Genomic DNA, 12394 nt, shown 5'->3' with positions numbered 1-12394 from the left:
GGGGAGCCCCGGTGCGGCCGACGGGGGCCGCGGGCTGCCAGGCTTGCCCCCATGAGCACGTCCTTGGCCATGCCACCCGCCCGTGTCCTCGTCGTCGACGACGACCCGACCGTCGCCGAGGTCGTCACCGGCTATCTGCGCCGCGCCGGCCACGACGTCGAACAGGCCGCCGACGGGCCCGCCGCCCTCGACGCGGCCGCCCGCACCCACCCCGAACTGGTCGTCCTCGACCTGATGCTGCCCGGCATCGACGGCCTCGAAGTCTGCCGCCGGCTGCGCGCCGAGCGTCCCGTACCGGTGATCATGCTCACCGCGCGCGGGGACGAGGACGACCGGATCGCGGGTCTGGAGCTGGGCGCGGACGACTACGTCACCAAGCCGTTCAGCCCGCGCGAGCTGGTCCTGCGCGTCGAGTCCGTGCTGCGGCGCAGCCGCGCCACCGCCCCGGCCACCACTGCCGCGGTGCTGAGCGCGGCCGGCATCGACGTCCACCGCGGGACCCGTCGGGCGGCCAAGCACGGCCGGGACCTCACGCTCACCCTGAGGGAGTTCGACCTCCTCGCGCACTTCCTCGCCCACCCCGGCCGGGCGCACGGCCGCGAGGAGCTGATGCGGGACGTGTGGGGCTGGGAGTTCGGCGACCTGTCCACCGTCACCGTCCACGTACGTCGCCTGCGCGCCAAGATCGAGGACGACCCGGCCTCCCCCCGCCTCATCCGGACCGTCTGGGGCATCGGCTACCGCTTCGACCCGGCGGGGACGGGACCGGAGGACACCCGATGAAGGACGTCCTGCTCATCGCGGCCTTCGCCCTCGGCGGTGCGGCCTGTGCCGGCGGGCTCGGCGCGGTCGCGCTGAGGTTCCTGCGCCACCGCTCCGTCGCCGTCTCCCTGACCGTGGTCGCCGGGGTGGCCGTCACCGCGATGCTCGCCGGCACCCTCGCCGTCGCCCGGGCGATGTTCCTGTCCCCGCACGACCTGACCGTCGTCACGCTCGTCGTCGCCATGGCCGCCGTCGTCTCGCTGGCGACCGCGCTCGTGCTGGGACGGTGGGTCGTCGCCCGCGGCCGCGATCTGGCCCGCGCGGCCCGGGAGTTCGGCGAGGGCGGCAGCTTCGCCGCGCCGCCCGCCCGGTCCACCGCGGAACTGGCCGCCGTCACCCGCGAACTCGCCGCCACCAGCGCCAAGCTCGCCGCGTCCCGGGAACGCGAACGCGCCCTGGAGGCCTCCCGCCGCGAACTCGTCGCCTGGATCTCCCACGACCTGCGCACCCCGCTCGCCGGACTGCGGGCCATGGCCGAGGCGCTGGAGGACGGGGTGGCCGCCGAACCCGCCCGGTACCACCGCCGGATCCGCACCGAGGTCGAGCGTCTGGACGCCATGGTCGGCGACCTCTTCGAGCTGTCCCGCATACATGCCGGTGCCCTCGAACTGGCCCCCAGCCGTGTCTCCCTCCAGGACCTGGCGGCCGACGCCCTGCTGGGCGCCGACCCGCTCGCCCGGGAACGCGGCGTACGGCTGTGCGGCGACGACCTCGCGCACGTACCGGTCGACGTGGACGGCAAGGAGATGACCCGGGTCCTGGCGAACCTCCTGGTCAACGCCATCCGCCACACCCCCGCCGACGGCACCGTCGCCGTGAGCGTCGGCCGGAGCGCGGACACCGCCGTGCTCTCCGTCACCGACGGCTGCGGCGGCATCCCCGAGGACGACCTGCCGAAGGTCTTCGACACCGGCTGGCGCGGCAACCCCGCCCGGACGCCGCCCGCCGGCGCGGGACTGGGCCTGGCGATCGTACGCGGCATCGTCGAGGCGCACGCGGGACGGGCACGCGTGTCCAACGTCCCCGGCGGCTGCCGCTTCGAGGTGACGCTACCGCTCGCGGGCGCCGCCGACGCCTGAGGGGGGCGGGGGCGCGGGGCGGGCGGCTACCCCACCCCCGCCGAAGCCCGTTGGGTCGCGTGGGCGAACTCGGACATTCCCTCGGCGAACCCGGTCTCGGGGAGCCAGCCCAGGTCGCGCCGCAGCCGTGACGCGTCGGCGGTGACGTGCCGCACGTCCCCGAGGCGGAACTCGCCCGTCACCACGGGTGCCGGGCCGCCGTGCTCCGAGGCGAGCGCCGCGGCCATCTCCCCCACCGTGTGCGGGTCGCCGCTGCCCACGTTGTACGCCGTGTGGCCGCCGGCCGGCAGGTCCCCGATGCCCGCCAGCACGACCGCGTTGGCCCCGGCGACGTCGCGGACGTGGACGAAGTCCCGCCGCTGAGCGCCGTCCTCGAACACCCGCGGGGCCTCACCACGTGCCAGCGCCGACCGGAAGAACGAGGCCACACCCGCGTACGGGGTGTCCCGCGGCATGCCCGGCCCGTACACGTTGTGGTACCGCAACGACACGGCCGTACCCCCGACGGCCCGTGCCCATGCGGTGGCCAGGTGCTCCTGCGCCAGCTTGGTCGTCGCGTAGACGTTCCGTGGATCGGCCGGCGCGTCCTCACCCACCAGCCCGGGCACCAGTTCGGCCGCGCAGCGCGGACAGCGCGGCTCGAACCGGCCGGCCTCCAGGTCCGCCACCGCCCGAGGGCCCGGCCGCACCACACCGTGTGCGCGGCACTCGTAGCGTCCCTCGCCGTACACCACCATCGACCCGGCCTGCACGAACCGGCGCACCCGGGCCTCGGCCATGCCGGCCAGCAGCACCGCCGTGCCCAGGTCGTTGCAGGCGACGTAGTCCGGAGCGTCCGCGAAGTCCTTGCCCAGACCGACCATGGCGGCCTGGTGGCAGACGGCGTCCACCCCGCGGAGCGCGCCGCGCACCGTCTCCGCGTCCCGGACGTCGCCCCGGACGAACTCGGCGTCCGGCACCTCGGGGGCCCTCGGGTGGGCGGCCGGCAGCAACGCGTCCAGCACCACCGGCGTGTGTCCCCCGGCCGCCAGCGCGGCGACCACCTCCGAGCCGATGAATCCGGCTCCTCCTGTGACGAGTACTCGCATGCCCGGCACGCTACGGACTCCGCTTACGCGGCGCCCGCTCCCGCACCGTGCCGTAAGAGTTCCGTCACGAGCCCTCGGTGTCGCTCGCGCGCCTAAGATCACCGGGAACACACGGGAGAGGTGGCGGACATGGCGGACCAGCGCGTGTACCTGGTGACCGGCGGCGGAACGGGGATCGGGGCCGCGACCGCGCTGGCACTGGCCCGGGAGGGGCACAAGGTGGCGGTGTCCGGGCGGCGGCCCGAGCCGCTGCGGCTGGTCGCGGAGGAGAGCGGCGCCCTGCCCGTACCGTCGGACATCGGGGACCCCGCCGCGGTGACCTCGCTCGTGGAGACCGTGGTCGGCACGTACGGACGGCTCGACGGTCTGGTCCTCAACGCCGGCATCGGGCGGGGCGGCGGGGTGGGCGAGGTGACGCTCGAGGACTGGGACGAGGTCATGCGGACCAACCTCACGGGTCCGTTCCTGCTGCTGCGCGCCGCGCTCCCCCACCTCCTCGACGCCCGCGGCGCGGTGGTCGCGGTGGCCTCGGTGTCCGCACTGCGCAACGGCGTCGGGAACGCCGCCTACGCCACCTCCAAGGCGGCGCTGCTCCAGCTGTGCCGCTCGCTCGCGGTCGACTACGGGGGCGCGGGCCTGCGCGCGAACACGGTGTGCCCGAGCTGGGTGCGCACCGACATGGCGGACCGCCGGATGAACCGGTTCGCCGACGAGGCGGGCCTGGAGGGGAACGGTCTGGAGGCGGCGTACGAGGAGGTGACCCGGGTCCTGCCCGCCGGGCGGCCGGGTGAGCCGCGCGAGGTGGCGGAGGCCGTCGCCTGGCTGCTGTCCCCCGCCGCTTCGTTCGTGAACGGTGCGGTGCTCACCGTCGACGGTGGCGCGACGGCGCTCGACCCGGGCACGCTCGGCTTCGAGTTCCGTCTTGAGCCACGCGCCCCTCGGGCCTGACCGGCCGTCACGGCCGGGGGCGGGGTCCTGCTCCCTCGGACGTACCGACGGACGGACGGGCGTCGCCGAGCGGCGCCCGTCCGTCGAGCGCTGTCAGCCGGTGGGGCGACCGGTCGCGGTGAGCTCGGCCAGACTGGTCCAGGGGCCCCGGCCGCCGGCCTCGGTCAGTGCCCTCAGGCGTAGGTAGCGGCCGGGTTTCGCGCTGAACGCGACCCGCGTCGCCGCCGCCGTGTCGGGGAAGGTGCCCGTGGCCACGGGGGTGCCCCAGGAGCTCGTACTGTCCGACACGTACAGCTCGTAGGAGCCGATGCGGCCGTTGACGCCACCGTCCTGGCGGGGAAGGTGCGTGACGGAGTCGACCTCGTAGCGCGCGCCCAGATCGATCTGGATCTCGTGCGGGAGGGCGGCCGCGTTGCCGGACCACCTCGTGTGCCAGAGGGTGGCGGGGTTGCCGTCGATCGCGTTGGCCGCGGCGCCGTTCTCGGCCGCCTTCTCCTCGCTGTCGGCCCGGACGACGCTCCAGCCCGTCTGGCTGATCGGGGCCGATCCGCCGACCGTGGTGCCGGTCGGGACGGTGAGGGCGGTGGCCGTGAGCGTGAACGCGGCGCCGGTGGTTCCGGTCTTCACCCAGAGCGTGCCGGAGCGATCGGCTGCGTCGTAGTACCAGCCGGTGGTGGCGGCGTCGTACGCGGCCTTGCCGCTCAGTGCCGGGAGACTGGTGGTGCCGACGCGGACCGCGCCCGGGGCGCTCGCGCTGCGCAGGGTGAACTCGTATCCGCGGGACGCCGGTTTGCCCGTGTAGGTGCCGGTGGGCGCTCCCACCGAGACCGTCACGTCGCCGGTGCCCGTCGTGGGTGCGGTGACGTCGACCCGCTGCCGTGCGGAGGCGCCGTTCTTGTAGTCCCGGGTGACGCCGTCGTCCTCGTAGAGGCTGAAGGAGGAGTTGCCGCGCGGCTGGATGTCGTAGGTGAGGGTGGAGACGGGCTTCTCGCCCGTGTAGTTCATCTGCGGCCACATCGGCACGATCGCGCCCGCCTTGACGAAGAGCGGCAGGGTGTCGAGGGGTGCGGAGTAGCCGTTGAGCCAGCCGGGTCCGGTGTAGACCTTCCCGGTCCAGTAGTCGGTCCAGTTGCCGGCGGGCAGGTAGATGCCGTCACGGGTGGACGTGTCGGAGACGACGGGGGCGACGAGGAAGGAGTCGCCCGCCATGAACTGCCCGCTGGTCCGGTTCCCGCGCGCGACGGGGTCGTCGGGGTACTCCAGCACCATCGCCCGGGTGGAGGGGACGCCGGTGTCGGACGCGTGGCGGCTCATCGTGTACAGGTAGGGCATCAGCCGCATCTTGAGGTGCAGGTACTTGCGGTTGATCGACTGGTAGGGCTCCGGGAAGCGCCACGGCTGCTTGTCCTGGTAGCCGGCCGCGGGGTTGGTCGCGCCCCAACCGGACATGGTCATGAACGCCGGGGTGAAGGCCTTCCACTGCAGGTCGCGCACGTATGTCCGCGGGCTCCCGCCGAAGATGCCGTCGACGTCCCCGCTCGCGTAGTTCAGGGCGGACAGACCGGCCCCCGCGATCGCGGGGACGTGCCAGCGCATGGCGTCCCAGGTGCCGGAGGTGTCTCCGGTCCACACGACGGCGTTGCGCTGCGTTCCCGCCCAGCCGTCCACGGTCCATACGAAGCGGCGCGCGTCGGAGTTGTTCTCGATCCCCTCCACGGCCTGCTTCACGCCGTTGAAGGCGGTCTTGTAGCCGCCTCCGATCCAGGCGACGTCCGTCTTCACCGCTCGCGAGCCCGCCGTACCGACCTCCCAGCCGATGCCGGACAGGCCCGTGGACGTCCACAGTCCGGTCCGGAAGCCCTTCTCCTTCAGCTGCGCGGCCGTGCCGGGGAGGTCGGTGTAGCCGCAGCCGTAGCCGTCGTTGGGGAGGAACCAGCCGGAGGGCATGTTCGCGGCGCGGGCGTCGGCGGCGTAGCCGACGACGTCGGGGGTCGTCTGGTGCCGGAGCCGGTCGTGGTCGCCCTGGTAGGCGGGGTTCGACGCGTTGAAGCAGTCGGCGTTGCCGAGTTCGAGGCCCCAGATCGGGGCGAGGAACGGCTTGCCGGTGACGTCGGTGTAGCCGTTCAGGACGTCCTTGAGGGAGTTGCCGGCGAAGTACCAGGCGTCGAAGCGGTTCTCGTTGTGGCGCAGGGAGGTGGGCGCGCCGAAGGAGTACGACCCCGGGGACCAGGTGTTGCGCATGACGCCGTAGCCGTTGGTGGACATGTAGAAGGGGGCCGGGCTGGCGTTGCTGTTCTCGGTCCACTGGTTGGACACGGCGACGGGGACGGTCTTGTCCCTCAGGGCCCATTCGCCGAGCCGCAGCCCTGTGCCGTAGAACTGCTCGTCGGCCGCCCGGGTGAGGAACTGGGTGGTCTGCGAGCCCGTCCAGGTCGTGGGCTGCGACTCCGCCCACAGGAGGGTCGCGTCGTCCGCCCGGTACAGGGCGAAGGTCAGCGGAGCCTTGTTGACGCGCAGGCTGATCGACGGTGTGGCGATGCGGTAGTACGAGCCGGTGTCGGTGAGTGTCGCCCCCACCGCGCCGAAGGCGGTGTTGACGGCGAGGTCTCCCCCGGCCGGGTCGTCGGTGAAGGAGCCGTTGGGCGAGAGCCAGACGCGGAGGACGTCCGCGCGGGCGATCACGACGCGGGCGGCGGCTCCGCTCGACGTGGTGATCGTGAAGGTGTCGCCGGAGCGGCTCACGCCGGTGGCGTTGCCGGCGGTGGCCGCCTGGGCGGCCGGTGCGGGAAGGACGACGGCCAGGAGGGCCGCGATCAAGGTCGCGGCCAGGGTCAGCGCGATCCGTCTGAGGCTCGGTCGTGGCAGGGCGCGCGGGACGGCGGCGGTCATGCGACTGGTTCTCCTCACGAGGTCGGCGGCGTCGGCGGGTGCGGCGGCGCGGTCGTTGGAGCTGTTCCTGTCGGGGCGTGAGACATGGCAGCAGTGACAGGTGCATGACGTCAAGTGCGCGAACGGACACGGTTACGAGCAGCTTCGCGCACACGGAACCCGAGGGACGCGTACCCGCCGCGTCCCGCTCCGCGCCGACCGGCACTCCCGTGGCGGCCCGCGTCGCGGTGCCGCGGGGCCGACGCCGGAAGGCCCGCCCACCGGTCTGCCGGTGGGCGGGCCTTCGACGTGGCGCGTCTCGGTCAGCCGGTCACGGTGATCTGCTGGGCCGGGTCCGTGGTGTCGCCGAGCTGGTACGTGGCGCTGAAGGTCGCGGACTGATTGCCGGTCGGACAGAGGAAGCCGCCCGTGGCGGTCGCGGGGACGGGGCGTTGACGATGGCCAGCGCGGACGGACTGCCGTTGGTCCAGGTGCCGTTGACGGCGGTCGGTCCGGCCGGCGAGGCGGTGATGGTGCAGCTGGCGAGGCCACTGGTCTTGAGGACGACGCCGCCCTTGGGGATGGTGAAGCCGCCCGTGACGGGGGCGCCGTTCTGGAGGGAGAGCGTCCAGGGGCCGTTGGTCGCGTTGCTCGTGATGGTCACGTTCACGCCGAAGATGCTGGTGCTGCACCCGCTGAAGCTGGGCGGATTGACCGGTACGGAGACGGGGCCCGCGGCGTTGTGGTTGCCGGGGGCGGCGGGGATGGCGTTGTTGGCTCCGCTCGTCGGCACGGAGGCGGAGACGGTGCAGGTCATCGTGGTCGACCCGGCGACGAAGGTGGCCTTGCCGGTGAGCTTGGCGGAGAAGGAGTGGCCGGCCGGCAGGACGGTGGTCGAGGCGGCCTGGGTGCCGGCGGCCCCGAAGGAGAGGGCGCCGGCGGCAGCGAGGCCGGTGAGGGACACGAGCAGCTTGGACATGAGATCTCCTCGTTGATCGACGGTGGGGTGCGAGGAGGTGCGGGTCGTCGCATGGTGCCGTGCGCGGGGTGCCGTTGCGCACGGTGTGTACGCATGGTGCGTGGGGGGTGACGCGCAAAGTGACTAGAGAGTAGAACCGGCCGGTAGGGGTGTCCAGGCAGGTTTCCGGCCACTACTGACAGATCGTCAGATCCACTGACCCGAACGTCGTGCGTGACACCGCGACCCGCCCCCGTGCCGACGACGGCGCCGACCGACCTGACCTGGCGTTCGACGCGCCCGGGAAGCCGTTGGCAGCCACCCCCCGGAGTCTTGTATGGTTCTCCGCGAATCATCCAGAGGGGTGGAGGGACCGGCCCTACGAAGCCCCGGCAACTCCCCGTTCGACTCGGCGCTCATCGTTCGCGCCGCGCCGTCGGGATCAGTGCCAACTCCGGCCTGCGCCAACGTGGCGCAGGAAAAGATGAGGAGACACGGTGCTCTCTGTGCTGCCTTTCGCCCCGGCTCTGTCCGCCCCGGGCCTGTCGCGTACCCGCCTCACCCTGTCCGCCCCGCGCATGTCGCGTACCCGTCTCGTGATCACCACGGCATATCGGCCGACCGCTTCGGCCCTTCCCCGCTGATCATCCCCACCCTCCCCGCACGAGGCCTCCGCGAGCCGGTCGCTCGCGGATCGAGACTGGAGTACCCCCTCATGGACATTTCGGATATTTCTAGCGGAGTCGGCGTCCTCGACAAGGCCGCCGTGATCCTCGGCGCGCTGGCGGCGGGCCCGGCCACTCTGGCGGGGCTGGTCTCCGCCACCGGCCTGGCGCGGCCCACGGCCCATCGACTGGCCCTCGCGCTCGAACGCCACCGCATGGTGGCCAGGGACATCGAGGGCCGATTCGTCCTCGGCCCCCGACTGGCCGAGCTCTCGGCCGCCGCGGACGAGGACTGCCTGCTGGCCGCGGCCGGTCCGGTCCTCGTCTCCCTCAGGGACGCCACCGGCGAGACCGCGCAGCTCTACCGGCGCCAGGGCGCGCTGCGCGTCTGCGTCGCCGCCGCCGACCGGACCTCCGGCCTGCGCGACACCGTGCCGGTGGGGGCCACCCTCCCGATGAAGGTCGGATCCGCCGCCCAGGTGCTGCTCGCCTGGGAGGACCCCGAGCGCTTCTACGAAGGGCTGCAGGGCGCCAGCTTCACGGCCACCGCGCTCAGCGGCGTACGACGCCGGGGCTGGGCCCAGTCGATCGGTGAGCACCAGCCCGGCATGGCCTCCGTCTCGGCTCCGGTCCGCGGCCCGTCCGACCGCGTCGTGGCCGCCGTCACGGTCACCGGGCCGATCCAGCGCCTCACCCGGCAGCCCGGCGCCCGGCTCGCCAAGGCCGCCGTCGACGCGGCCGACCGCCTCACCCAAGTCGTCGCCCTCGCGTGACCCGGGACGCCTCGCCCCCGGTATTCCGGTCGACAGCGCCCCTCCGCGCCGGGCAGAGTGGCCTGCCGTGACAAGCAGTGAACTGTGGAGCCGCGCGACCGCCGACCGCTACGACGCCGAGGAGACCGAGATGTCCTCGGCCGCCGTCCTCGGACCGACGCTCGACTTCCTCGCCGACCTCGCCGGAGACGGCCCGGCACTGGAGTTCGCCATCGGAACCGGACGGGTGGGCGTCCCGCTCCGGGAACGCGGCGTGCCGGTGGCCGGCATCGAGCTGTCCGCGCACATGGCAGCCGTTCTCCGGCGGAAGGCCGACGCCGACCTCCTCCCGGTGACCATCGGAGACATGGCCACCACCGTCGTCCCCGGTGAGTTCTCCCTGGTCTACCTCGTCTACAACACGATCACGAACCTGCTCACCCAGGACGAGCAGGTCGAGTGCTTCCGCAACGCCGCACGGCACCTGGCACCGGGCGGGCGGTTCGTCATCGAACTGGGCGTGCCGCCCCTGCGGTTCCTGCCGCCCGGCCAGGTCGCCGTGCCGTTCGACGTCTCCGAGCGCCACCTCGGCTTCGACACCTTCGACCTGGTCGAGCAGGTCCTCGTCTCGCACCACTTCACGCGCGAGGACGCGGAGGGCCGCTACCGGCGGGACAGCTCCCGGCACCGGTACGCCTGGCCCGCGGAGCTCGACCTGATGGCGCGGATCGCCGGACTGGAGCTGGAGCGCCGCGTCGGGGACTGGGACGGGACGGCCTTCACACAGGACTCCTCGAAGCACATCTCCGTGTGGCGCAGGCCCGCCTGACCCCTGTGGTCGGCCGCCCGCCCCGGCGCACCGAAGCGGCTTGCCCCGCCCGTCACCCCCGGGGCCCGCAATGACCTGCGCACGAAGCCACTTTGACGCGAGAAACGCAACTTCGACAGGGCCGGTGGAGCCAGCTACCTTCACCTGGACTTCGGCGATCGCCCACGGTCGCGCAGGAGTTCGTTCCGGTTGAGCCACCCCGTACGGGCGCGCTCACGCCCTCACGAACCCGCGCCCCGACGCGTACGCCACCGCACCGGCCTCGGAGAGACGCATGCCCCATCTCGCGCTGTACACCTTCGGCGTCCTGTCATCGCCACTCGCCGACCCCGGCCCCCTCACGCGTGACCTCCACGACAGCGGCGAGGTCATCTACCAGAGGATCAGCCGGCACCCCGGGTACCTCGCGCACGCGGAACCGTCTCCCGGCGGCCGGGGCGCGCACTTCGACCTGGACTGGGGTGTGTGGGGCGAGTTCGCCGTGCCGCCCTGGTACGGCAAGGGCCGCACCGCGGAGACCGTCGCCCTGGCCACGACCCTCTCGCTCTGGACCGACGCGCGTTCCGCCTTCGACGCCGTCTACACCGGTCTGCACCGGGAGGCGCTGGCCAGGCGTTCCGACTGGTTCGAGAGGTCGGCACACCCCAATCACGTGTTCTGGTGGGTCCGGGAGGGCGTGATACCCCTCTGGCGCGACGGGGTGTCCCGGCTGGAGCACCTCCAGGAGCACGGCGCCACGCCGGACGCCTTCACCTTCCACCACTCGTTCGACCCCGAGGGAACCCCGACGAGGATCAAGGGCATCGGTCCGGAGAGCGGCCCGGTTCGCTGACCGGGCCTCCTCGGAGCGTGCGCGCGGTCCGCCGTCCCCGGGCGTTGGCCCGACCGGGTCCCAGGTCGTCGTACCCGCCGGTGTCGGCCCGCGGGCGGATGCCGTGCCGGTGAGGATCGGTGCATGGGCGTCGTTCTGCCGGTTCTCTTCGCACTGCTCGCCGCGTTCAGCAACGCACTGGCCACGGTGCTCCAGCGGCGTGCGGCGCTCACGGTCCCGCAGTCCGACTCGTTCCGGTTCGGACTCGTCCTCGACCTGTTGCGCCGGCCCTTGTGGCTGGCCGGCATCCTCGCCGTCATCGCCGCCGGTGTCGGACAGGCGGCGGCGCTCGCGACCGGCCCACTGGCCCTGGTGCAGCCGCTGTTCGTGCTCGAACTGCCCCTGGCCCTGCTGATCGCCTCCCTCATGACGCACGAGCGTCTGCCCGGCCGGCTCTGGGCCGCCGTGGCCGCGGTCGTGGCCGGGCTGGGGGTGGCGCTCGCGGCCGCGTCCCCCGCCGGCAACCGCACCCATCTGGAGCTCGACCGCTGGGTGCCGGCCCTGGTGGCCTGCGGCGCCGCCGTGGGAGTCCTCACCGCCTTCGGACTCCGCAGACCTCCGGGACGCGCGCGGGCCGGGTGTCTCGGCGCGGCGACGGCGATCTGCTACGCGCTCACCGCCGCCCTCATGAAGACCTCGATGCACATCCTCACCGAGGGCGGCATCGGTGCGTTCCTGACGGCCTGGCAGACCTACGCCTTCTGCGTGGCGGGGATCGCGGCCCTTCTGCTGCTCGAACACGCCATGCAGGGCGGACCGCTCATCGCCTCGCAGCCCGCCCTGACCCTCGGCGACGCCACCGTGAGCCTGTGCCTCGGTGTCCTGCTGTACGAGGAACACGTGCGGTCCGGCTGGTGGCTGCTGCCTCAGCTCGCGGGCATCGCGCTGATCGTCCTGGGAGTGTTCGCGCTGACCCGCGGCGGCGCCCGCACCACCTGACCTCAGGGTGGCGCGCCCGAGGCGTCCGGGGGCCGGGTCAGGGGGCGGGCGGTGGGACGAAGACGCGTTCCAGCAGGGAGTACAGGGCGTCCCTGTCCTGGTCGCCCAGTCCGTCCAGGCCCTCGTGCGTGGTCCGCATCTTCGCGCGGATCGCGTCCGTGACGCGCTCGCCCTCGCTGGTGAGGGTCACGTACTTCACGCGCCGGTCGGCGGCGCCCGCCTCTCGCCGCACCAGGCCGCGCTTCTCCAGCCGGTCGATGATGCCGGTCATGTTGGAGGCGTCGCAGGTCATGGTCTCGGCCAGGGCGCGCATCGCGGCCGGGCCCCGGCGGAGCACGGTCAGGGCCCTGCCCTGGCTCGCCGTGAGGTTCTCACTCGCCGCCGCGACGGTGAAATCGCCGTAGTAGACGCCGAGGGACACGGAGAGCAGCTCCATGAGCTGGGCCGTGTGCACGCGGGGAGCTTCTGTCATGCGGGCCACTCTACCGACAGGTACTTGACTACCTCAAGCATTGACCTCTACCGTCCCCCTATTGCATGAGGTTATCAAGCATCAAGGTTGTCAAGCAGTTCTC

Annotated in this window: 11 protein-coding genes and 1 riboswitch; of the genes, 7 read left to right on the top strand and 4 right to left on the bottom strand. The window is 72.9% G+C overall.

Annotation, left to right across the window (positions count from 1 at the left end):
• Nucleotides 1–51 precede the first annotated feature (51 nt).
• Complete coding sequence (locus ABTY59_RS15760; protein ID WP_352019491.1) at nt 52–783, top strand: response regulator transcription factor; 732 nt, start codon at nt 52–54, stop codon at nt 781–783.
• Nucleotides 780–1901 carry a sensor histidine kinase gene (locus ABTY59_RS15755; RefSeq protein ID WP_352019490.1) on the top strand — a complete coding sequence of 374 codons (1122 nt, stop codon included), beginning with the start codon at nt 780–782 and terminating at the stop codon, nt 1899–1901. Before ABTY59_RS15760 ends, ABTY59_RS15755 begins: the two co-directional genes overlap by 4 nt.
• A gap of 26 nt (nt 1902–1927) precedes the next feature.
• Here the strand turns inward: ABTY59_RS15755 and ABTY59_RS15750 are convergent, their stop codons facing one another.
• On the bottom strand, nt 1928–2989 hold the full coding sequence (locus ABTY59_RS15750) for an NAD-dependent epimerase/dehydratase family protein (RefSeq protein WP_352019489.1): 1062 nt from the start codon (nt 2987–2989) through the stop codon (nt 1928–1930).
• Between the two features lie 129 nt (nt 2990–3118).
• Here ABTY59_RS15750 and ABTY59_RS15745 point away from each other — a divergent pair, with 129 nt between their 5' ends.
• Complete coding sequence (locus ABTY59_RS15745) at nt 3119–3937, top strand: SDR family NAD(P)-dependent oxidoreductase (protein WP_352019488.1); 819 nt, start codon at nt 3119–3121, stop codon at nt 3935–3937.
• 93 nt (nt 3938–4030) lie between these two features.
• On the opposite strand, the gene ABTY59_RS15740 is transcribed toward ABTY59_RS15745, so the two are convergent.
• Together ABTY59_RS15740 and ABTY59_RS15735 are read right to left on the bottom strand one after the other, a co-directional pair.
• A complete protein-coding gene (locus tag ABTY59_RS15740) occupies nt 4031–6826 on the bottom strand; it encodes a TIM-barrel domain-containing protein (RefSeq protein ID WP_352019487.1) in 2796 nt (931 codons plus the stop codon).
• A gap of 310 nt (nt 6827–7136) precedes the next feature.
• Nucleotides 7137–7784, bottom strand: a complete 648-nt coding sequence (locus ABTY59_RS15735) for a hypothetical protein (protein ID WP_352019486.1) — start codon at nt 7782–7784, stop codon at nt 7137–7139.
• A 328-nt stretch (nt 7785–8112) separates the two neighbouring features.
• Nucleotides 8113–8254, top strand: a riboswitch (SAM riboswitch).
• Nucleotides 8255–8478: 224 nt separating this feature from the next.
• Here ABTY59_RS15735 and ABTY59_RS15730 point away from each other — a divergent pair.
• The 4 genes from ABTY59_RS15730 (at nt 8479) to ABTY59_RS15715 (ending at nt 11819) form a co-directional block, all read left to right on the top strand.
• On the top strand, nt 8479–9201 hold the full coding sequence (locus ABTY59_RS15730) for an IclR family transcriptional regulator (RefSeq protein WP_352019485.1): 723 nt from the start codon (nt 8479–8481) through the stop codon (nt 9199–9201).
• A gap of 67 nt (nt 9202–9268) precedes the next feature.
• Nucleotides 9269–10009: a class I SAM-dependent DNA methyltransferase gene (locus tag ABTY59_RS15725; protein ID WP_352019484.1), complete on the top strand. Its 741-nt coding sequence runs from the start codon at nt 9269–9271 to the stop codon at nt 10007–10009.
• Nucleotides 10010–10283: 274 nt separating this feature from the next.
• Entirely contained in the window at nt 10284–10841 is a 558-nt protein-coding gene (locus ABTY59_RS15720; protein ID WP_352019483.1) for a DUF3291 domain-containing protein, read from the top strand.
• A 123-nt stretch (nt 10842–10964) separates the two neighbouring features.
• Nucleotides 10965–11819: a DMT family transporter gene (locus ABTY59_RS15715; RefSeq protein WP_352019482.1), complete on the top strand. Its 855-nt coding sequence runs from the start codon at nt 10965–10967 to the stop codon at nt 11817–11819.
• A gap of 37 nt (nt 11820–11856) precedes the next feature.
• Here the strand turns inward: ABTY59_RS15715 and ABTY59_RS15710 are convergent, their stop codons facing one another.
• Nucleotides 11857–12291, bottom strand: a complete 435-nt coding sequence (locus ABTY59_RS15710; protein ID WP_352019481.1) for a MarR family winged helix-turn-helix transcriptional regulator — start codon at nt 12289–12291, stop codon at nt 11857–11859.
• Nucleotides 12292–12394 lie beyond the last annotated feature (103 nt).

Source organism: Streptomyces sp. NPDC096079 (assembly GCF_040303145.1).
In the GTDB taxonomy this organism is placed as follows: Bacteria; Actinomycetota; Actinomycetes; order Streptomycetales; family Streptomycetaceae; genus Streptomyces.
Note: the sequence above shows the minus strand (reverse complement) of the source record. Positions and strands in the feature narration are given on the sequence as shown.